The 20311-nt window shown below is 71.4% G+C and carries 20 protein-coding genes; 5 read left to right on the forward strand and 15 right to left on the reverse strand.

What is annotated here, in order from left to right; genetic code table 11:
- The 9 genes from AB0M30_RS20620 to AB0M30_RS20660 all read right to left on the reverse strand — a co-directional run bounded on the left by AB0M30_RS20620 (nt 1) and on the right by AB0M30_RS20660 (nt 8446).
- Nucleotides 1-255, reverse strand: coding sequence for a Smr/MutS family protein (locus AB0M30_RS20620; protein WP_013224398.1), 255 nt, complete (start codon nt 253-255; stop codon nt 1-3).
- 172 nt (nt 256-427) lie between these two features.
- Complete coding sequence (locus tag AB0M30_RS20625; protein WP_364585756.1) at nt 428-1489, reverse strand: MBL fold metallo-hydrolase; 1062 nt, start codon at nt 1487-1489, stop codon at nt 428-430.
- 26 nt (nt 1490-1515) lie between these two features.
- Nucleotides 1516-2532 (reverse strand): acyl-CoA desaturase, encoded by a 1017-nt coding sequence (locus AB0M30_RS20630; protein ID WP_364585758.1) that lies wholly within the window; start codon nt 2530-2532, stop codon nt 1516-1518.
- 103 nt (nt 2533-2635) lie between these two features.
- Nucleotides 2636-4999, reverse strand: a complete 2364-nt coding sequence (locus AB0M30_RS20635) for an excinuclease ABC subunit UvrA (protein ID WP_364585760.1) — start codon at nt 4997-4999, stop codon at nt 2636-2638.
- On the reverse strand, nt 4996-5259 hold the full coding sequence (locus tag AB0M30_RS20640) for an AraC family transcriptional regulator (protein ID WP_364585762.1): 264 nt from the start codon (nt 5257-5259) through the stop codon (nt 4996-4998). The genes AB0M30_RS20635 and AB0M30_RS20640 overlap by 4 nt, the downstream gene beginning before the upstream one ends.
- On the reverse strand, nt 5244-6461 hold the full coding sequence (locus AB0M30_RS20645) for an MFS transporter (protein ID WP_364585764.1): 1218 nt from the start codon (nt 6459-6461) through the stop codon (nt 5244-5246). The genes AB0M30_RS20640 and AB0M30_RS20645 overlap by 16 nt, the downstream gene beginning before the upstream one ends.
- A 35-nt stretch (nt 6462-6496) precedes the next feature.
- Nucleotides 6497-6907, reverse strand: coding sequence for a VOC family protein (locus AB0M30_RS20650; protein WP_103342960.1), 411 nt, complete (start codon nt 6905-6907; stop codon nt 6497-6499).
- 10 nt (nt 6908-6917) lie between these two features.
- Nucleotides 6918-7358 carry a helix-turn-helix transcriptional regulator gene (locus tag AB0M30_RS20655; RefSeq protein ID WP_364585766.1) on the reverse strand — a complete coding sequence of 147 codons (441 nt, stop codon included), beginning with the start codon at nt 7356-7358 and terminating at the stop codon, nt 6918-6920.
- A gap of 197 nt (nt 7359-7555) precedes the next feature.
- Nucleotides 7556-8446: a LysR family transcriptional regulator gene (locus tag AB0M30_RS20660; RefSeq protein WP_364585768.1), complete on the reverse strand. Its 891-nt coding sequence runs from the start codon at nt 8444-8446 to the stop codon at nt 7556-7558.
- Nucleotides 8447-8599: 153 nt separating this feature from the next.
- Between AB0M30_RS20660 and AB0M30_RS20665 the strand changes: the two genes are divergently transcribed.
- Nucleotides 8600-10006, forward strand: coding sequence for an MFS transporter (locus tag AB0M30_RS20665; RefSeq protein WP_364586008.1), 1407 nt, complete (start codon nt 8600-8602; stop codon nt 10004-10006).
- Between the two features lie 364 nt (nt 10007-10370).
- On the opposite strand, the gene AB0M30_RS20670 is transcribed toward AB0M30_RS20665, so the two are convergent.
- From AB0M30_RS20670 to AB0M30_RS20690, 5 genes are read right to left on the reverse strand one after another with little or no spacing between them, the layout of a single operon-like run.
- Nucleotides 10371-11810: an FAD/NAD(P)-binding oxidoreductase gene (locus AB0M30_RS20670; protein WP_364585770.1), complete on the reverse strand. Its 1440-nt coding sequence runs from the start codon at nt 11808-11810 to the stop codon at nt 10371-10373.
- A complete protein-coding gene (locus AB0M30_RS20675) occupies nt 11803-12033 on the reverse strand; it encodes a ferredoxin (protein WP_013224408.1) in 231 nt (76 codons plus the stop codon). The genes AB0M30_RS20670 and AB0M30_RS20675 overlap by 8 nt, the downstream gene beginning before the upstream one ends.
- A gap of 1 nt (nt 12034) precedes the next feature.
- Nucleotides 12035-12652: a ferric reductase-like transmembrane domain-containing protein gene (locus AB0M30_RS20680; protein ID WP_364585772.1), complete on the reverse strand. Its 618-nt coding sequence runs from the start codon at nt 12650-12652 to the stop codon at nt 12035-12037.
- Entirely contained in the window at nt 12645-13439 is a 795-nt protein-coding gene (locus tag AB0M30_RS20685; RefSeq protein ID WP_364585774.1) for a DUF4142 domain-containing protein, read from the reverse strand. Before AB0M30_RS20685 ends, AB0M30_RS20680 begins: the two co-directional genes overlap by 8 nt.
- A complete protein-coding gene (locus AB0M30_RS20690) occupies nt 13423-14007 on the reverse strand; it encodes a hypothetical protein (protein ID WP_364585776.1) in 585 nt (194 codons plus the stop codon). Before AB0M30_RS20690 ends, AB0M30_RS20685 begins: the two co-directional genes overlap by 17 nt.
- A gap of 239 nt (nt 14008-14246) precedes the next feature.
- Between AB0M30_RS20690 and AB0M30_RS20695 the strand changes: the two genes are divergently transcribed.
- The 4 genes from AB0M30_RS20695 to AB0M30_RS20710 all read left to right on the forward strand — a co-directional run bounded on the left by AB0M30_RS20695 (nt 14247) and on the right by AB0M30_RS20710 (nt 18271).
- On the forward strand, nt 14247-14807 hold the full coding sequence (locus tag AB0M30_RS20695; protein ID WP_013224412.1) for a sigma-70 family RNA polymerase sigma factor: 561 nt from the start codon (nt 14247-14249) through the stop codon (nt 14805-14807).
- 7 nt (nt 14808-14814) lie between these two features.
- Nucleotides 14815-15603, forward strand: a complete 789-nt coding sequence (locus AB0M30_RS20700) for a zf-HC2 domain-containing protein (RefSeq protein WP_013224413.1) — start codon at nt 14815-14817, stop codon at nt 15601-15603.
- 276 nt (nt 15604-15879) lie between these two features.
- Nucleotides 15880-17304, forward strand: a complete 1425-nt coding sequence (locus tag AB0M30_RS20705; protein ID WP_364585778.1) for a DUF1996 domain-containing protein — start codon at nt 15880-15882, stop codon at nt 17302-17304.
- Between the two features lie 40 nt (nt 17305-17344).
- Complete coding sequence (locus AB0M30_RS20710; protein ID WP_364585780.1) at nt 17345-18271, forward strand: SCO0930 family lipoprotein; 927 nt, start codon at nt 17345-17347, stop codon at nt 18269-18271.
- A gap of 973 nt (nt 18272-19244) precedes the next feature.
- Here the strand turns inward: AB0M30_RS20710 and AB0M30_RS20715 are convergent.
- Complete coding sequence (locus tag AB0M30_RS20715) at nt 19245-20309, reverse strand: Lrp/AsnC ligand binding domain-containing protein (RefSeq protein ID WP_364585782.1); 1065 nt, start codon at nt 20307-20309, stop codon at nt 19245-19247.
- Nucleotides 20310-20311 lie beyond the last annotated feature (2 nt).

A 20311-nucleotide genomic window follows, 5' to 3' on the forward strand; every position in this document is an offset into this window, starting at 1 on the left:
TCACTTCCAGCGGAAGTGCACGAACACCCGGCCGAAGTTGTCCTTGTCCTTTTCGACCCGGTGGTAGAGCGCCTTGACGTCCTTGCGCTCGAGGAACCGCAGGACGTGCTTCTTCAGCTGCCCCGACCCCTTGCCGGGGATGATCTCGACGAGCGGCGCCTTCTTGGCGACAGCCTCGTCGATGATCGCGCGCAGGGCACGGTCGATCTCGCCGCCGCGGTTGTAGACGTCGTGCAGATCCAGCTTCAGCTTCACACGCCCTCCCGGGCTCGACGCCGTGCGGAAACAGCCGGCACGCGTGATCCACGAGCCGACACGCGTGATTGACGGGTCGACACGGCGGCGGCCCGTCTCGGCGCCCCGATCACGCGTGTCGACCTCCTGATCACGCGTGTCGACGCCCCGATCACGCGTGTCGGCTGCCGGGTCACAACGCTTGCCACCAGCCGTCGACCTCGGGGGGCTCGGTGGCGTCGATGCGCTCGCCCGGGCGGGGGATCGCCAGCGGGAGGTCGGCCTCCTTGGCCTCGCTCCACACGCGGTCGGCCGGCTCGCCCCACGGGTGCATCGCCAGCTGGAACGTCGCCCAGTGCACCGGGACCAGCAGCTTCGCCCGGACGTCGAGGCCCGCCGCGACGCCCTCCTCCGGGGTCATGTGGATGTCCGGCCAGAGCGGGGCGTACGCGCCGATCTGGATCAAGGCCGCGTCGAACGGGCCGAGTTCCGCGCCGATCGCCGCGAACCCGTCGAAGTACCCCGTGTCCCCGGTGTAGAACACCCGGTGCTCCGGGCCCAGCAGCGCCCACGACGTCCACAGCGTGTCGTCGTTCGTAATGCCGCGGCCCGAGAAGTGCTGGGCCGGCGTCGCCACGAACCGGACGCCCGCCACCGTCGCCTCTTCGTGCCAGTCGAGCTCGATGATCCGGCCGGCCGGGACGTGCCAGCGCTCCAGGTGCGCCCCGACGCCGAGGGGCACGAGGAAAGGCGCTTCGGAGGACGCGACCAGCGCGCGGACCGTCGCCAGGTCCAGGTGGTCGTAGTGGTCGTGCGAGATCACGACCGCGTCGATCCGGCCGAGGGCCGACAGCGGCACCGGCGGCTCGTGCAGCCGCCGCGGGCCGGCGAACGCCGCGGGGGAGACCCGGTCGCTCCACACCGGGTCGAGCAGCACGCGGGCGCCGTCGAGCTCGACCAGCGTGGACGCGTGGCCGTACCAGGTCAGGTGCAGGCCGTCGGCCGACTCGACCGGCGCCGCCGCGACCAGCGGCACCGCGCCGGCCGGTTTGCGCAGCTCACGGTGCTCGCCGAAGAACATCTCGCGGAACATGGCCCGCATCGAACCCGCGGTCATCGGGTGCCGCGGCGCCGCGTTGCGGAACACCTTGCCGTCGAACTGCGGCGACGAGCGGACCCGCTCGGCCCGGGCGCCGGTGGCCTTCGCGCCGAACGCCGCCGGCAGGTCTCGCAGGGCCGCGACCGTCTTCCTCATAATCCGGTCTTCCTCATGCCCCGAGTCTACGAACGCTTCCTGAGAGGCGCCCCAGCTTCATGCAGGTGGGTGAGGGCCTGCCGGTAGGACTCGACCAGGCTCGTCTGCAGGTACGGGACGCCCAGCTCGGCGCAGTAGGCCTGGACGATCGGCTGCGCCCGCCGCAGGTGCGGCGACGGCATGCTCGGGAACAGGTGGTGCTCGATCTGGTAGTTGAGGCCGCCGAGGGCGACGTCGGTGACGGCACCGCCGCGGACGTTGCGCGAAGTCAGCACCTGCTTGCGGAGGAAGTCGAGCTCGGTGCGCCCGGTCAGCGTCGGCATGCCCTTGTGGTTGGGCGCGAAGATCGATCCCATGTAGACACCCCACAGTCCCTGGTGGACGACGAAGAACAGCAACGCCATCCCGGGGCTGAGCACGGTGAGCAGCGCGCCGAAGTAGAGGACGAAGTGCGCGGCGAGCAGGGCGGCTTCGGTGCCGCGGCGGCGCAGGCCCGGCTTGCGGACCGCGCGGATCCCGGACCAGTGCAGGTTCAGGCCCTCGAGGGTGAGCAGCGGGAAGAACAGGAACGCCTGGTACCGCCCGATGAACCGGGGCACGCCGCGGCTGGCGCGGGCCTGGTCCTTCGACCAGACGAGGATGTCCGGGTCGACGTCGGGATCGAGGTCCTCGTGGTTCGGGTTGGCGTGGTGGCGGGTGTGCTTGTCCATCCACCAGCCGTAGCTCATCCCGATCCCGAGGTTCCCGGCGAGCAGCCCGGCGATCTCGGTGGGCCGCCGTCGCCGGAACACCTGCTTGTGCGCGAGATCGTGGGAGAGCAACGCGATCTGCCCGAACAGCACGGCCATGAAGACCGCGACGGCGAGCTGCCACCACGAGTTCCCGAGCAGCGCGAAGGTCACCCAGCCGGCCCCGAACAACCCGGCCACGACGGCGATCCGGGCGGTGTAGTAGCCGGGCCGGCGGGCCATCAGCCCGGCGGCGGTGATGCGGTGGCTCAGCCGGGCGAAGTCGCTGCCGACGCGGTTCTCTGTGGTGGTCACCGACCCGAGTCTTCGCTGGTGGAGCGCACGCCGGAATCCTGCGGGCCCCAGCCGGTTTGCGGGGGCCAGCCCTACCGCCGGCGCTGGTATACGACCCCTCGGGTCAGGAGGCGACGTACTCCGCGAGGTGCTTGCCCGTCAGCGTCTTCTTCCGCGCCTTCACCAGCTGCGCCGGGGTGCCCTCGAACACGATCCGCCCGCCGTCGTGGCCGGCGCCGGGGCCGAGGTCGATGAGCCAGTCCGCGTGGGCCATCACCGCCTGGTGGTGCTCGATGACGATCACCGACTTGCCCGCGTCCACCAGCCTGTCCAGCAGGCCCAGCAGCTGCTCGACGTCCGCCAGGTGCAGGCCCGCCGTCGGCTCGTCGAGGACGTACACCCCGCCCTGCTCCGCCATGTGCGTGGCCAGCTTGATCCGCTGCCGCTCGCCGCCGGACAGGGTCGTCAACGGCTGGCCCAGCGTCAGGTAGCCGAGGCCGACGTCGGACAGGTGCGTCAGGATCTTGTGCGCCGCCGGCAGTGCGGCGTCGCCGGAAGCGAAGAACTCGAGCGCCTCGGCCACCGGCATCGCGAGCACCTCGCTGATGTCGCGGCCGCCGAAGGTGTACTCCAGCACCTCGGCGTTGAACCGCTTGCCCTCGCACACCTCGCACGGCGTCGCGGTGCCCGCCATGATCCCCAGGTCCGTGTAGACCACGCCGGCGCCGTTGCAGTTCGGGCACGCGCCTTCGGAGTTGGCGCTGAACAGGGCCGGCTTCACGCCGTTGGCCTTGGCGAACGCCTTGCGGATCGGCTCCAGCAGGCCCGTGTACGTCGCCGGGTTGCTGCGGCGCGAGCCGCGGATGCCGGTCTGGTCGACCGTCACCACACCCTCGCCGCCGGACACCGAACCGTGGATCAGCGAGCTCTTGCCCGAGCCCGCCACCCCGGTCACGACCACCAGCACGCCGAGCGGGATGTCGACGTCGACGTCCTGCAGGTTGTGCGTGGCCGCCCCGCGCACCTCCAGTACCCCCGACGGCGAGCGCACCGACGGCTTCAGCGACGCCCGGTCGTCGAGGTGCCGCCCGGTCAGCGTGCCGCTGGACCGCAGACCGTCCACAGTGCCCTCGAAGACGATTTCGCCGCCTTCGGTGCCGGCGCGCGGCCCGAGGTCGACGACGTGGTCGGCGATCGCGATCGCCTCCGGCTTGTGCTCGACGACCAGCACCGTGTTGCCCTTGTCGCGCAGCTGCAGCAGCAGGTCGTTCATGCGCCGGATGTCGTGCGGGTGCAGGCCGATCGTCGGCTCGTCGAAGACGTAGGTGACGTCGGTCAGCGACGACCCGAGGTGCCGGATCATCTTGGTGCGCTGGGCTTCCCCGCCCGAAAGGCTCCCGGACGGCCGCTCGAGCGAGAGGTAGCCGAGGCCGATCTCGACGAACGAGTCGAGGGTGTGCTTCAGCGCGTCCAGCAGCGGCGCGACCGACGGCTCGGACAGCTTCGCCACCCACGCGGCGAGGTCGCTGATCTGCATCGCGCACGCGTCGGCGATGCTGATCCCGCCGATCTTCGACGACCGGGCCTCCGCCGACAGCCGCGTGCCGCCGCAGTCCGGGCAGGTCTGGAACGTCACCGCGCGCTCGACGAACGCGCGGATGTGCGGCTGCATCGCGTCGACGTCCTTGGACAGGAAGGACTTCTGGATCGCCGGCACCAGCCCCGAGTAGGTCAGGTTGATGCCCTCGACCTTGATCTTCGTCGGTTCCTTGTACACCAGGTCGGCGAACTGCTTCTTGGTGTACTTCTTGATCGGCTTGTCCGGGTCGAAGAAGCCGGAGCCGCGGAAGATGCGGCCGTACCAGCCTTCCATGCTGTAGCCCGGGATGGTGATCGCGCCTTCGTTGAGCGACTTGTTCTCGTCGAACAGCGCGGTCAGGTCGATGTCGTTGACCTTGCCGCGGCCCTCGCAGCGCGGGCACATGCCGCCGGTGATGCTGAAGCTGCGGCGCTCCTTGATCTGCCGGCCGCCCTTTTCGATGGTGACCGCACCCGCCCCGCTGATCGAGGCGACGTTGAAGGAAAACGCCTGCGGCGAACCGATGTGCGGCTGCCCGAGCCGGCTGAACAGGATGCGCAGCATCGCGCTGGCGTCGGTCGCGGTGCCGACCGTGGAGTGCGGGTTGGCGCCCATCCGCTCCTGGTCGACGATGATCGCGGTGGTGATCCCGTCGAGGACGTCGACGTCGGGCCGGGCCAGCGTCGGCATGAACCCCTGCACGAAGGTGCTGTAGGTCTCGTTGATCAGCCGCTGCGATTCGGCGGCGATGGTGCTGAAGACCAGGGAGCTCTTGCCGGACCCGGAAACCCCGGTGAACACCGTCAGCCGCCGCTTGGGCAGCTCGACGCTGACGTCCCGGAGGTTGTTCACGCGCGCGCCGTGGACGCGGATCAGGTCGTGGCTGTCGGCGACGTGCGGCTTGCTCATCGGGCTGCTCCCATTTTCTGTGCGGGCCGGGCTTCCCGGTTCTTGACCGCCGCGACGGCCTGCCGGTAATCGTGCGGTGAAAGGCCGTAGGCGTCGCGGAAACGGCGGACGAACACCGCGATCGGCAGGTCCACTGTGCTCGCGAGCGTTTCAAGTTCGAGTGGCAGCGGGTATTCGCGATCGATCCGGTCGCGGACGCGGCGCAGCAGCACCAATTCCCGGAAATGGTGGTGCGCGGCGATCTTCAGGCCGAGACACATGTCGGATTCCCTTCCGTTTTGCGGCCGAGTACCGACCGGGCCGCGACGGGGAGCAGCAGGAGGGTCAGCAGGCCGGACAGCACGAGGCCGCCGGTGCTGCCGGCCAGTTCGATCAGGGGGCCGCCCAGGGCCAGCCCGAGCGGGGCGGCCACCGTGGAGCCGGTCGTCCAGAGCGTGACGACCTGCTGCTGCTCCCCGGGGGCGAGCCCGGACTGCAGGAAGCTGTACGCGACCGGGGTGAACGGCGCGTACACCAGGCCGCCCAGGCCGAAGACCAGCAGCGCCACGGTGAGGTCGCCGGTGACGGCGAGCGCGATCGGGCACAGCGCCCACAGGCCGATGATCGCGACGAGCAGCGGCCGCTGCGGAAGGTTCCGCAGCCGGCTGACGAGCGCGGCGCCGAGGAACGCGCCGACCCCCAGCGCACTCCACAGCACCCCCAGACCGGACGCGCCGGCGTGCAGCGTCCCGCTCACGTACAGCGGGAGCGCCACTTCGACCGGCATGTACAGGAAGTTGAAGAAGAACTCGACGACCAGCAGCCGCGCGGCGACCGGGCGGCGGCGCAGGATCCGCCAGCCCGACTCATGGGTGCCTTCGTCACGCAGCGCGTCCCGGCCTTCGGCGCCGCGGGGCACGCACGCCAGCGTGGCGGCCAGCAGGACCAGCGCTCCGCCCGCGTCGGCGAAGAGCGCGAAGCCGGCACCGGCGGTCGCCACGAGGACCCCGCCGAGCACCGGACCGGCGATGTAGAGCGCGAACGTCGTGTTCAGGCCCAGCAGGCCGTTGACCGAGAACCGCCCGGCCTCGCCCGCGGCCGACGTCGCCAGCAGGCGGCGGCTGCTCGAGCCGGCCAGCCGGAACGTCGCGCCGAAGAGGAGGCCGGCGACCAGCACCGGCAGCGTGAGCAGGCCGGTGACGGCCAGGACGCCGAGGACGGCGAAGGTCAGCGACCGCAGCACGCAGTCGGCGACGAGCAGCGTGCGCGGCGGCACCCGCACCCGGCCGAGGCCGATGGCCAGGGCCAGCACGGTGGAGAGGACGAACGGCGCGGCCTCCACGAGCCCGATGGCGATCGCCTTGGGGACGTCGCCGTGGCGGGAGAGCGTCTGCACGGGCATGGCCACCAGCAGCATGCCGGTGCCGGCGTTGGCCAGGAGGTCCCCCAGCAGGAGCCCGGCGATCCGCCGGTCGCGCAGCACCTCGCGGTAGCCGCGCGCTTCGGGGGCGATCGTGGTCAGCGCAGTTCCTGGATGCGCAGGAGGTTGCCGGCCGGGTCGCGGAACGAGCAGTCGCGGATGCCGTAGGGCTGCTCGACCGGCTCCTGGACGACTTCGGCGTTGCCCGCCTCGAGCTTGGCGAAGAGGGCGTCGAGGTCGTCGGTGGCCAGGTTGGCCGAGGCGTAGGTGCCCTTGGCCATCATCTCGGCGATCATGCGGCGCTCGTCGTCGGTCAGGCCGGGCGTCGCGGCCACCGGCGACAGCACGATCGCGGTGTCCGGCTGGTTCGGCGGGCCGACGGTGATCCACTGCATGCCGCCGTACTTGACGTTCTGGCGGACCTCGAAACCGAGCAGGTCGCGGTAGAACGCGAGTGAGGCTTCCGGGTCCGTGTGGGGGAGGAAGCTGGAGTGAATGGTGACGTCCATGCCGGTCACCCTAGGTGGCCGCCGAAGGCCGCGCTTCTCGATTCCTGATCGGTCTGGTGACCTGCTTGGCGACGCACGGCGGCATCCCGACGGTGGCCGCGGCCTGCTGCTCGCGGTAGACGCTCGGGGGCATGCCGACCAGCTCGGCGAACCGCGTGCTGAAGGTGCCCAGCGACGAGAAGCCGACGGTGAAGCAGACCTCGGTGACGCTCAGTTCGCCCGTGCGCAGCAGCGCCATCGCCCGTTCGATCCGCCGCGTCATGAGGTACGAATACGGTGACTCTCCGTACGCCCGCCGGAACTGCCGGCTGAGGTGCCCGGCCGACATGTTCACGCCGTGGGCCAGCGCCTCGACGTCGAGGGGCTGGGCGTACTCCCGGTCGATCCGGTCCCGGACGCGGCGCAGCAGCGCGAGGTCACGCAGGTACTGCGCCGTGGCGGAACTGGTCACGGATGAATCGTGCCACAGCGGACGTCGGCCGCGGAGGCTTTCGTGTCGTCCCGCCAAGCACGCGTGTCGTCCCTCCAGTCACGCGTGTCGTCCGTTCCCACACGGCGTCCCCGTGCTCGAAGGGGCATCACTCGTGACTGGAGGGGCAGCACGTGTGATTGGAAGGGCATCACTCGTGATTGGAGGGTCGACACGGGTCAGCGGAGTGCGTCGCGGAGCGTTTCGCGGAGCCACTGCTGGGCCGGGTCGGCGTCGAGGCGGGCGTGCCAGGACAGGCGCACCTCGATTTCGGGGAGGTCCGCCGGGACCGGGAACCAGCGGAGGCCGAGGGCGGTGCCGTACTGCTCGGCGAGGCGCTGCGGCAGCAGCCCGACGTAGGGGCTCGAAGCGACCACGAGCGCGGCGACGGCGGCGGTGGGGACGACGGCGGCGACGTGCCGGCGCAGGCCCGCCGCGCCGAGCACGTCGTCCAGCGGCCCGCGGGCCAGGCCGCGGCGGGAGGCCGAGACGTGCGGGTGCCCGCACAGCTGCGCCAGCGTCGGACGGCGGTGCCGGCCCAGCGGGCTGTCCGCGCGCACCGCGGCCACCAGGCGCTCGCGGTACAGCACGGCGGTCCGGATGTCGGGGGCCGGCTGCCCGCCCACGCCGATGTCCAGGTCGATCGAGCCGTCGCGCAGGGCGTCGGTGCTTTCGCTGCCTTCGGCCACGAACCGCAGGGTGACGCCGGGAGCGGCCGCCGCCGTGGCCTCGGCCGCCGCGGTCGCCAGGGTCGCGGCCACGCCGTCGTTGATGCGGATCGTGAAGGTCCGCTCCAGGGCGGCGAGCGAGAAGTCGGTGCTGACCAGGGCCGCCGCTTCCTCCAGCAGCGACCGCACCCGCGGTGCCGTGCGCAGCGCGAACGGCGTCGGGGCCAGCCCGCGCCCGGCGCGCACCAGGATCGGGTCGCCCATCGCCCGCCGCAGCCGGCCCAGCGCCCGGCTGGTCGCCGGGATGGACAGGTGCAGGCGCTCGGCCGCGGCCGTGACGCTCCCGTCCCGCAGGAGCGCGTCGAACACGCGCAGGAGGTTCAGGTCGAGCTGCTCGGGCACAGTTGCAGCATACGCAAACGTCTGTTGCCGAAGTTGCGTCGCGCGCAGTGGTCAGTCGTTCCTACCGTCAGGTTCATGTCCACTCAGCTTCCGATCCGCGAACCGAGCCGCGAACCGGCGTCCCGGGCGGCACAGCGCGGCCTGCTCACCCTCATGTGCGCCGCGGTGGTGCTCGTCGTCGGGATGGTCGCGGCGATCAACCTCGCCGTCCCGCTGTTCGCCGCGAGCGCGCTGCACCCGTCCGCGCCGGCCCTGGTCTGGATCGTCGACACCTACGTGATCGTGTTCGCCTGCCTGGTGATCCCCGCCGGGGCCGCGGGCGACCGGTTCGGCCGCAAGGGCGTCCTGCTGACCGGCCTCGGGCTGTTCGCCGCGGGCACGCTGCTGTCGGCGGCGGCACCGGACATCGCCGTCCTGCTCGCCGGCCGGGCGCTCACCGGGATCGGTGCCGCCGCGGTGCTGCCCAACTCGCTCGCCGTCCTGCTGCACGCCGTGCCCGCCGAGCGCAAACCGGCGACGATCGCCACCTGGGCGTCGATGACCGGGATCGGCGGGGTGGCCGGCAACGTCGGCGGCGGCCTGGTCCTGACGGCCGGCTCGTGGCGCTGGCTGTTCGCCGCCGCCGCGGCCCTCTCGCTGGGCCTCGCCGCCCTGGTCGCCCGGGGCACGCCGGTGTCGTCACGCCACGACCGCCCGCTCGGCCCGCTGGCCGCGGTGCTGCTGACCGGGGCGTCGGTCGCGCTGCTGGTCGGGATCGTCCAGGGTCCGGAGGCGGGCTGGGGCAGCGCGGTCGTCGTCACCGGCTTCGCCGGCGCCACCGTGCTGTTCGCGGCGTGGGTGGTCACCGAGCTGCGGTCCGCGCACCCGCTGCTGGACCCCCGGCTGTTCCGGATCGCGGGCCTGCGCAGCGCCTGCCTCGGGCTGACCGCGATCTTCTTCGGCATGTTCGCGCTGTTCTACGTCAACGCGTCGTTCCTCCAGTACGCCAAGGGGTTCGGTGTCCTGGCGACCGGGCTCGGGATCGTCCCGCTGACGGTGCCGATCGTCCTCGGTGGCCGGCACGTGGCTCGCTTGGCCGGGCGGATCGGCCTCGACGCCACCGTGGCGTGCGCGTTCGGGTTCGTCGGGGTCGGCCTGCTCGGACTGTCCACGAGCGACGCGGGCACCCCGTACGCCGCCTACGCGGCCTGGCTCGTCGTGACCGGGATCGGGGTGACGCTGGCGTTGCCGACGCTGTCGGGCGTGATCGCGGGTGCCCTGCCGCCCGCCCGGGCGGGGGTCGGCACCGGGCTGCAGGCCACGACCCGGGAGTTCGGCAGCGCCCTCGGCGTCGCCGTGGTCAGCACGGTGTCCACCGCCCGGTTCGCCGCCGCCCTGCCGCCGGACCTGCGTGGCGCGCACACCGTGGCCGAGGCCCTGGCCCGGGCTCCCCGCGCGTCCGACGTCGTCACGGCGTTCGTCTCCGGTACCGATGCCGGGCTGCGCGTCGCCGGGGTGGCGGTGCTCGTCCTCGGCGGCCTGGTCGTGGCGGAGTCGTGGTGGTCGCGGCGCGGGAGGTGAAGACCGTCCCGGAGGTTCCCGTGCCCCCGGGACGGCCCCGCACCGGTGCTGCAAGAGGCGTGGCGTCCCTTCCGGCGGCATACCCGTCCACCGGAACGATCTCCACGACTCGTGCGCCCCGGCGGAGTGACCCGCCGCGGCGCTCGACCCCGGGCCCCGCCCGGTGCGCCGGAAGAAGGCCACCCCGGGGGCGTCGGGTTCCCTCGGGATGGCCCTCTCCTGGCCCGCCGGGCGCTCGTTCTTTCCAGAGCCGAGGCGGGCAGGGGGACGTGGGGGGCCGGTCACCACACCACCCAGCCGCGGAGGGGGTGTGGTGACCGGCAAGGGACGGGGGCCGCCGCGCGCAGCCCCGTCCCGGCTTTCGTTACCTCCCCATCGGGATGGCCATCGTCGGCAGCGCCGCCGCGGGCAGCGACTGCGCCTGCAGCGCCGTCGTGGGCGGGGACTGCGCGGGGAACGCCGTCGTCGGGATGTCGTTCGCGAACTCGCTCTCGAACTCGCGCTCGAAGGCCTGCGCGTCGAACCCGCTGTCGAACTCCGGCGGCACCTCGGCCGCCAGTGCGGCGAGCGCCGGCTCGACCACCGGGACCTGCGGGACCTCCGCGACGGGCGCGGGCTCCGGCTCGGGCACGTAGTCGGGGGCGGGCAGCCGCCGGTCGAGCTCGGCCATCCAGTCGAGCATCGCCCGCGGCTTGTCCCAGCAGGAGATGCCGACGAGCCTGCCGTCGCGGACGAAGCCGGTGATGCCGTCGGCCAGGGACACGGTGTCCTCGGCCAGCGACGGCATCCCGCACATCTGCAGGCGCGTGTCGTACAGCGTCGACCAGGCCCGGGGGAGCGGGGTGAACGGCACGGCGCTGGACTGGCCCATCAGCAGGTTGTCCGCCGCGTGCCGGGCCGACTCGACGGCGTTGATCCAGTGCTCGACCCGCCGCGGGGTCTCGTCGAAGCGCAGGTTCGGCCAGCGCGCGATGTCCCCGGCGATGACGACGTCGGAGGCACCCTCGGCGAACAGCTTCGAGTCGCAGAGCACGCCGTCGCTGATGTCGAGGCCGGAGCCGCGCATCCAGTCGACCGACGGGACACTGCCGATGGCGAGCACGACGACGCTGGCGACCAGCAGCTGGTTGTTCGTCAGGTGCAGCCCGACGGTGTCCTTCGTGCTGATCCAGTGCCGGACTTCGCTGCGCATCGCCAGGTTCGCCCGGTGCTCGTGGTGCGCCTCGACGATGCCGCTGGAAACGCGGTCGCCGAAGCGGTGCAGCGGCGCCTTCGCGTGCCCGATCAGGGTCACGTCCCGGCCGATGTGGCGCATGCTCGCGGCGAACTCGTTGCCGATCAGGCCGGCGCCGATCACGACGGCCGGCTTCTTGCTGGCGTTGAGGCAGCGCCGCACCGCCATCGAGTCCTCGACCGTGCGCAGGATCCGCACCCGCGGGTCGTGCCGCGGTGCCCCGGGCAGGTGCCGCGGGTAGACGCCGGTCGCGGCGATCAGGCCGTCGTACCAGAGGGACTCGCCGCCGGGCAGGTGCACGACCCGCTCGGTGGTGTCCAAATGCGTGACCCGCGCGCCGAGGCGCCAGTGCACGTCGAGGTCCGGCAGGTAGTGCGAAAGGCCCACGTCGCTGGGCCGTTCGGTCCCCATCACCAGCGCCTTGGAGACCATCGGGCGGTGGTAGGGCCGCCGGGCCTCGTCGCCGATCAGGACGATCTCCCCGTCGAACTTCTGTTCCCGCAAGCGTTCCGCGGCGCGCAGCCCGGCGACGCCCGCACCGACGATGACGATCCGGTCGCCGTCAGCCATCGAGGTCCCCTCTCATCACGACCGCCTGCATCGGGCAGCAGCGGGCGGCCATCTTCGCCTGTTCAATGGTGGTTTCGTCGAGCAGCCTGGTGTGGAAGCGCAAGCGGCCGTCCTGGCCGAGGTCGAACACGTCCGGTGCCTCCATGGCGCAGATGCCGTAGAGCTCGCACCGGTCGTTGTCGACGCTGATCCGGGGGCCGCCACCGGGTAACCGGAAGGGCATGTCAGGCCACCTGCTCTTCCACGAGACCGATGCGTTCCAGGGTGCGGGCCGGCATGAACCGCAGCATCGACACCGTCACGGCCGGGACGAGCAGCGTGATGCCGCCCAGCCAGGTGACCGAGAGGTGACCGTTCGCGATGGCGCCGAACCAGGAGTGGATCGCGATGAGCGCCACCGCCGGGTACGCGCAGCGGTGCAGCCACAGCCAGCGCCGGTAGGACGTGAAGCGCTGCAGGCCGGCGGTGAGGAAGATGGCGAACATGACCTCGAAGCCGACGATGCCCGCGATGTGGCGTCCCTCCTGCCCGGAGCCGAATGGGATGAACATGTAGGCGAAGCTGTACGGCTGGACCGTCAGGTAGGTGAAGCCCAGCGCGTGGACGGCGCCGAAGATGATCGTCGCGGTGGCCAGCACCATGTGGGTGCTGCGCAGGCCCTTCCGGCCGGTGACCGAGCGGATCCAGCCGGTCGCGGTGAGCACGCCCCAGGTGAGCGTCAGCATCGTCGCCCCGTAGGACGTCCGGGCGGCGAAGGCGGCGAGGCCGCGCGCGGCCGGGTCGGTCTTGGGCTGGAACTGCTGGGTGAGGAAGATCGTCGCGTCGTGCCAGGTCTCAACCACGGCCGCCCCCTGCTCTCGCGGTGGCCGGCCGGGCCGTCGCCCTGGCCCGGCTGCGATTGCTCTTGACCTGGCGGAGCACGTAGAAGAGGCCGCCGCCGAGCAACAGGAACAAGGCCGCCACCACGGCGATCTGGGACGGGTCGAGTCCGAGCTGGATCCCGGTGGGCGCCGCGGTCGTGGAGACGGACGGGGCCGGCAGCGCGGTGTAGTCGACCATCCCGGTGCTCTCGAGCATCGTCATGTGCCGCATCACGGCCTGGTTGCCGACCGTCGCGAAGGCTCGCACGTCGTCGTTGCGGGTACCGGCCCGCAACTGCGCCAGGACGTTGAACACCGCGCCGTGCGCCGCCCGCAGCCGGTTGGCGAAGACGCGGTCGAATTCCGGGCCGGGGGAGGCGGCCATCTCTTCGCCGAGCCAGCCGCGCTGTTCCTCGGAGGGCTGGTCGGGGACCGGCGAGTTCAGCTTCTGGGAGAGCGCGCGGGTCGCCACGTCGAGGCGGCCGTGGTCCATCATGATCGCGAAGCCGACCTTCTGGACGATCGGGCTGCCCTTCTCCATCGCCATCATGCCCGACGGCATCTCCCACAGGCCGGCCTGGCGGACCTTGGTCAGGAGCAATGCGTCGGTGTCGGAAATCGCGTTGGTCTGGGCGAGGGAGGCCGAGCCCGGCGCGAGCAGCGCCAGCACCAGGGCCGCGACGAAGAGGATCCGGACCAGCGGCCGGGAACGCTCGAGGACGGACAGGGGCTCGAAGTCGAACCCGGCGAGCTCAGACGCCGAACGCATTTTGCCTCCACTCGTCCTGGGTGATCGTGATCTTCTTGCCGTCCGGCGCGATCGGGTACCAGGCCTGGTCCAGGCCCTGGCCGGAGGTGTCGGCCGGTTCCTGGTCGCCGGTGAAGTGGTACAGCGGCCACCCGGCGAGGGTCTGCTGCGTGCTGCCGTCGTCACGGGTGACCTGCCCGATCAGCGACTGGTCGACGTCGATCGGGCCCAGGTTGCCGGGCTTGACCGGGATCCACTTGGTTGCGCACGCGCCCGTGCAGTTCGACCGCGAAGGCCGGGGGGTGTCCCGGTCGTACCGGTAGATCGTGTACCCGGTCCCGTCGACGAGCAGGAGGCCGAGGTCGAAGGTCTTCGCCGCCCTGAGCTGGCTCTTCGCCGGGTTGTTCGGGTCGGCGGTGATGCCCTGCGGCATCGGCAGGACAACTTGCCCCTGCTGCTGCATGCCGGGCATCTGCATCCCGGCGTACCCGCCATTCGAGGTGGCGGCGCTGGCGGTACAGGCAGTGAGCAAGGCGAGTGCGGTGAGGCACACGGCGGCGGGGACCACCGGGCGGGGAATGCGAATCACTGCTCCTCCGTGGGCATGACTACGCGCTGTTGCCGGTAGTGCAACGGAAAAGGGCGCGAAAGATCCACAGTGGACATTCGGTCCGGAGTGGATGCGGAGCGTTGCGGGGGACAACGCCTGGTCGGGGTCTTCGGTAGGGGATACGGACACGGTCCGGAAACGGTTCAAAAAAGTTTTGCTCCCGGTTTGCGGGCCGGAAGTACTGGACGTAGGCCGTCCGGCCCACCAGGATGTCCCGCGTGGGACGGCACACCCGAGCGCTGAGATCCATCGGAGATCAGGATGCCGTCGTCGAGCCCGGCGACGGCCACGACGATCTGGCGAAGGCGCTTTACCAGGAGTTCGGCGGGTCCCTGATGGCGTTCGCGCTGCGGCTGACCGGCCACGACCGGCAGTGGGCCGAAGACGTCGTGCAGGAGACCTTGATCAAGGCGTGGCGGAACGCCGACAAGCTCGACCGCCAGCCGGAGATGCTGCGTGCCTGGTTGTTCACGGTGGCCCGGCGTACCGTCATCGACGGCTGGCGCAGCCGCAGCGTCCGGCCCCAGGAGCTCGAGGAGATCGAATCCGACGCGATCGCGGTGTCCGACGAATCGGACCGGACGCTCGCCGCGATGATCGTTTACGAGGCGCTGCAGGGCCTTTCGCCCGAGCAGCGGGAGGCCATCCAGCAGACCTACCTGCGCGATCGGACCGTGAACGAGGTCGCGGCGACCCTCGGCGTACCACCGGGCACCGTCAAATCACGCATCCACCACGCCGTGCGCGCGCTGCGCCGGGCCTTGCGCGAGCGGGGGTGAACTGAGCGTGGCCGGATCCGCACACACCGACGTCGCCGCCTACGTGCTCGGCGTCCTCAGCGAAGCCGAGAACACCCAGTTCGAAGCCCACCTGATGAACTGCCCGCACTGCCAGCTCGACCTGATCGAGCTCTACCAGCTGCCGGACGTCCTCGACCTGGTCAAGCGCAGCTGGCCGGAACCCCCGATGCCCGCGCCCAGCCCGCGCACCCTCTCGCCGGGCCCCCGGGTGCTGCGCGGCCTCATGGAAGAGGCCGCCGTCAAGCGCCGCCGCCGTCGCCGGATCGGCATCCTCGCCGGGGCCGCGGCCGCGGCGGCCGTGATCGCCGGCCCGCTGGTGACGCTCGCGGTCCGGCCGGCCGACGCCGTTCCGCCCGCCTCGCTCGCCGCCCCGAGCAACAAGCAGCCGCCGCCGGCCACGAGCGTCCCTGCGACGTCCACGCCGCCGCCGGCGGGCGCTCAGGGCCAGCCCGGTGGTGGCCAGACCTACGGCCGCGGCAGCGGCGGGTCCGCCGTCAGCGCCCTGGTCACCGTTTCGCCGGTGGAGTGGGGCAGCCGCGTCGAGCTCGAGCTGCGCGGGATCGTCGGGCCGGTGAAGTGCCAGCTGGTCGCCGTCCCGGCGACCGGTGCCGAGCGCGTCGTCTCCAGCTGGTCGGTGCCGCCCAAGGGGTTCGGCATCCCCGGCTCGCCCGAACCGTTGCGGTTGCAGGGTTCGGTCTCCCTGGCGATGGACCAGATCAGCCGGTTCGAGGTCCGCGGCGAAGACGGCACCATCCTCGTCGTCGTCCAGCGCTGAATCTCTTTCTTTTCGGTGAACCGCCGTGACCTGGGTCAATGCTGCCCGGTTGCGTTCTCGTAGATAACGAACAGATAACGGGCTGGTCGCTTTTGAACCTCGGGCCGCTCAGGTCCGTATCCCCCAATGCATCCCCCGATGCATCCCGACAGCCGGAACCGAAAGCATCCCCCGATCGGTTCCGTGCGATCTCGACCTCAATTGACGGTAGTTCTTGCCCGGGCTGCCGCGCTGTTGAAGCGCGCGCCCGGAAAAACGAACGAGGTGAACTAGTCCATGCCCCGGAATTCTCGGCCCCCCGTGTCGGGCAAGCATCGTGTCGCCCGCCGAACCAAGATCGCGATGGGTGCGATCGGCCTGGCGATCGCCGTCGGCGGACTCGCCGTCGCGGTCACCGCGGGCCGCACGGGCGAAGCCAGCGCTGACCCCGCGGACCCGTCGTTCTTCATCGACATCAACAAGGTCCCCGCCGGCAACAACGTCAACGCGGCTTTGAAGAAGAAGGGTGCGCAAGGGTCCTTCACCGTCAACTGCGGAACCAACGCCGACGGTGCGCACCAGAACCCGGACAACTTCATCGCCCAGCCCGGGATCAAGAACGGCGCCCAGCACCTGCACGACTACGTCGGCAACCTGACCACCGACGCCGACTCGAGCCTCAAGAGCCTGCTGGCCGGCGGCACCACCTGCAAGAACGGTGACAAGTCCGCCTACTTCTGGCCCGTCATCCGCGTCGACCGGGAAGACAAGGCGCAGGCGCAGCAGAAGAACCAGAAGGCCCAGCAGCAGCAGAAGGGCAAGACGGGCGACGTCCAGCAGGACAAGAGCGCCCAGGACGCCCAGGACGCGCAGGAGCAGCGCAACAGCCAGGGTCAGGGTGGTGGCGGCCGCTCCGGCAAGAGCGCGCAGCAGCAGGGTGACCAGAACCAGAACCAGGACGGTCAGCAGCAGCAGCGTCAGCGCAACCAGGGCCAGCAGCAGAACCAGCAGGACCAGAACAAGCAGAACCAGAACCAGCAGCAGGACCAGAACAAGCAGGGCCAGAACAAGAACCAGCAGCAGAACCAGAACCAGAACCAGGACAAGGCCAATCAGGACAAGGCCCAGCAGCAGGCCCAGCAGGACGAGCTCGGCGGCATCCAGGGCGAGAACAAGGAAGTCGGCGACAACGACGGCACGATCATCGAGCCGGAGTCCGCGACGCTGAAGTTCATCGGCGGCGGCGCGGACAACGTCGTCGCGATGCCGCTCGGCCTGAAGATCCTCTACGGTGACGCCAAGCAGAGCACCAACGGCCCGGCCAACGCCCGGCCCAGCTGGACCTGCACCGGGTTCGAGGACCGGCTCACCGACCTCTACCCGATCTGCCCGGCGGGCAGCAAGGTGGAGCGCATCCACGCCTTCCCGAACTGCTGGGACGGCAAGAACACCGACAGCGCGAACCACCGCACCCACATCGTGTTCGCCAACCAGCAGGGCAAGTGCCCCCAGGGGTTCAAGAACGTGCCGCAGCTGCAGGTCACGCTGGTCTACGACGTCCCGCAGGACGTCCAGCAGAACGGCGAGTACAAAGTGGACGCTTTCGCCCAGGAGAAGCACAACCCGCGGTCCGACCACGACGACTTCGCGAACGTGATGAGCAAGCAGATCATGGGCCGCCTGGTCAACTGCGTCAACTCCGGCAAGGCCTGCGCCGAATAACGGCACCCGGCCACCTGTACCGCGGGAAGGAGAACTTCCGATGAACCGTGCTCGCCCGGCTGTTGCCGCACCGATCGCCGTTGCCGGACTCGCGCTGGTCGCGGCCTGCGGGACCAACCCGTACGCCACGTCCGGTGCCGTCCAGCCGCTGGTGCTCGGGGCGCAGCAGCAGCCGGCGAGCGCGGTTCCGGCCGGCTCCGCGGCCCAGCTGATATCCTCCACTGTGGACGGACTGGGTACGGTACTGGCCGACGCGGAAGGGCACACGCTCTACCGCTACGCGAAGGACACGGCCAAGCCGTCGAAGGCCACCTGCGCCGGCCCGTGCGCGATGACGTGGCCGCCGCTGGTCTCCGACGTCCCGGTGCTCGCCGCCGGGGTGGACAGCGCGCTGGTCGGCCTGGTCACCCGGCCCGACGGCCGCAAGCAGGTGACGGTCGCCGGCTGGCCGGTCTACCGGTACGCGAAGGACACCGGGCCGGGCATCGCGCTCGGCCGGGCGGCCGGCGCGGACTGGGCGGCGATGGCGCCGACGGGGGAGAAGGCGGGCACCGAGCCGCCGACCCTCGGCACCAAGGAGATCGACGGCCTCGGGCCCGTCCTCACGGACACCGACGGCCACACGCTGTATCTTTTCACCAAGGACGGCAGAGACTCCGGAAAGTCCACTTGCGACGCGGCTTGCGCGCGGAAGTGGCCACCACTGGAGGCCGGCGGCCGCACCACCGTCGCCGACGGCATCGACGCCGGACTGGTCGGCCGCATCCGCCGCCCGGACGGCACGAGCCAGGTGACGGTCGGCGGCTGGCCGGTGTACCGGTACGCATCCGACGACGAGCCGGGACTGGCCACCGGCCACGGCGCGGGCGGCACCTGGTACGCACTGGAACCCAACGGCTGCAAGGCGGACCCGGCTCGCCGGCCGGCGGTCCAGCAGGCACTGGCGACCTCCCCAGGCGGGTACTGACCCGCCCCCACGATCCCCGGCCCGGCGGACACTTCCCTCCACCTCACCCCCCTGTTCGCCGGGCCGGTTGCACCACCCGAAAACCGCGGGCCCCCTCCCGCACGCAATCGCGGGACTCCCTCCCGCACCAACCCCGCGGGACTCCCTCCCGCATCCGAGCCCCGGCCCGGTGGACGCTTCCCTCCACCTCACCCCCTTGTCCGCCGGGCCGGTTGTTTCACCGCAGGAAATCGCGGGACTTCGGTTCCGCGCCCGAGCCCCGGTCCGGTGGACGCTTCCCTCCACCTCACCCCCCAGTCCACCGGGCCGGGATTCTTCACCCCACCGATCCGGCCCAGCCGGATCAGCGAAGGAGGAGAAAGCGGGAGTCACTCCCGCCCGCGAGTTCCGGCCCGGTGGACGCTTCCCTCCACCTCACCCCCCGTCCACCGCGCCGGAACCCTTCCCCCTCCCCGACCTTCCAGGTACGCACCCCGACCCTCCAGACCCGCGAACCGACCCTTCCGGTACGCCCCCCGACCCTCCAGACCCGCGAGTTGACCCTTCAATCACGCGAGTTGACCCTCCAGACACGCGAGATGCCCACCCAGTCACGCGAGAATCGCCGCTGATCACGTGATCCGACCTTCCAGGCACGCACCCCGACCGTCCAGACCCGCGAACCGACCCTTCCGGTACGCACCCCGACCCTCCAGGCCCACGAGATGGCCGCCCAATCACGCGAGATGCCTTCCTCATCACGCGAGTTGCCCCTCCAGCCACGCAACACCCCGCCCACCCCACGAGATCCGCCCCGAATCACGCGAGATCCGTCCCCATCACGCGACTTCCGCGGCCGAGCACACGACGCCCCGAATCGCGAAACCCGCCGCGAAGCCCCGGCCGGTGGCCGCCCCTCGGTCACCGGGCCGGCCCGGCTTCGGGGCCCACGAAACTCCGGCTCCGGGGGGTGCTTCCCTCCACCTCACCCCCCTCATCCCCCGGACCGGTGAACGCTGCGGTCCCCGTGCTCCGGCACGGGGACCGCGGCCCAGAAGTCCAGCGGCACCCGGCCCGTTCCCCGGCCCTCGGCGTCGAGCAACCGGCCCATCAGCTTGACGCTCCGCAGCGTCACCGCCCGGCCGGTGATCTCCAGCCACGGCAGCTTCGCCGCCAGCTGCGCCTCCACGGAAAGCACGTCGTGCGCCGAAGGCAGCCACAGCACCAGCATCAGGTTCGCCGCCCCGGTCAACGCCGCGCACATGCGGACCTCCGGGACCATCGCCAGCGACCGGGCCGTCGTCTCCAGCTTGTCCGGCGGCACCCGCAGCCACAGCGTCACCGTGACCGGCGCCGGTGACACCGACCGCGCGATCTCGCAGCGGATGCGGATCGCGCCGCGGCCGAGCAGCCCGTCGAGCCGGCGGCGCACCGTCGTCGCCCCGACGCCGAGCGAGGCCGCCAGCGCCGCCGCCGAGGCGCGGGGGTCCGTGCCCAGGGCCAGGATCAGGGCCCGGTCCGCCGCGTCGAACCGCAGCGGTGCGCGCTGGCGAGCCGGCTTGGCCGACAACGCCTCGCGCTGGCCCGGCGAGATCGCCCGCACCCGCCACCGGCTGCCCTCGGTGAACATCCGCGGGGACAGCGTCGTCCGCACCCGCGCCACGCCGGGGATCGCCGCCACCCGGCTCGCCACGTGCGCGCCCAGCTCCCGCAGGGACGGCGCGACGACGTGGGCGAGCAGATCGCCCGGCCCGGCCACGTGCTCGACCGTGGCCACGTGGACGTCCGCGGCCAGCGCGGCGGCGACCGGGAAAACCGCCCCGGGCTCACAGTCGATCGTGACGAAGGCCAGCGCCAGCCGCTCGATCAGCTCGCCGCCGGCATAAGCGGTGAGCCAGGCGTCGCCGCGCTCCACCAGGGTGTCCCATCGGCGGGACACGGTCACCGCGCCCAGGCCGAGCGCGTCCCCGAGCGTCGACCACGAGGCCCGCGGCGCCGCCTGGAGGGCGTCGGCCAGTTTGAGGTCCTGCTCGGCCAGCATGGCGGATTCTTCGCTCATCA

The organism is Amycolatopsis sp. NPDC051716 (genome assembly GCF_040681595.1).
Classification (GTDB): domain Bacteria; phylum Actinomycetota; class Actinomycetes; order Mycobacteriales; family Pseudonocardiaceae; genus Amycolatopsis.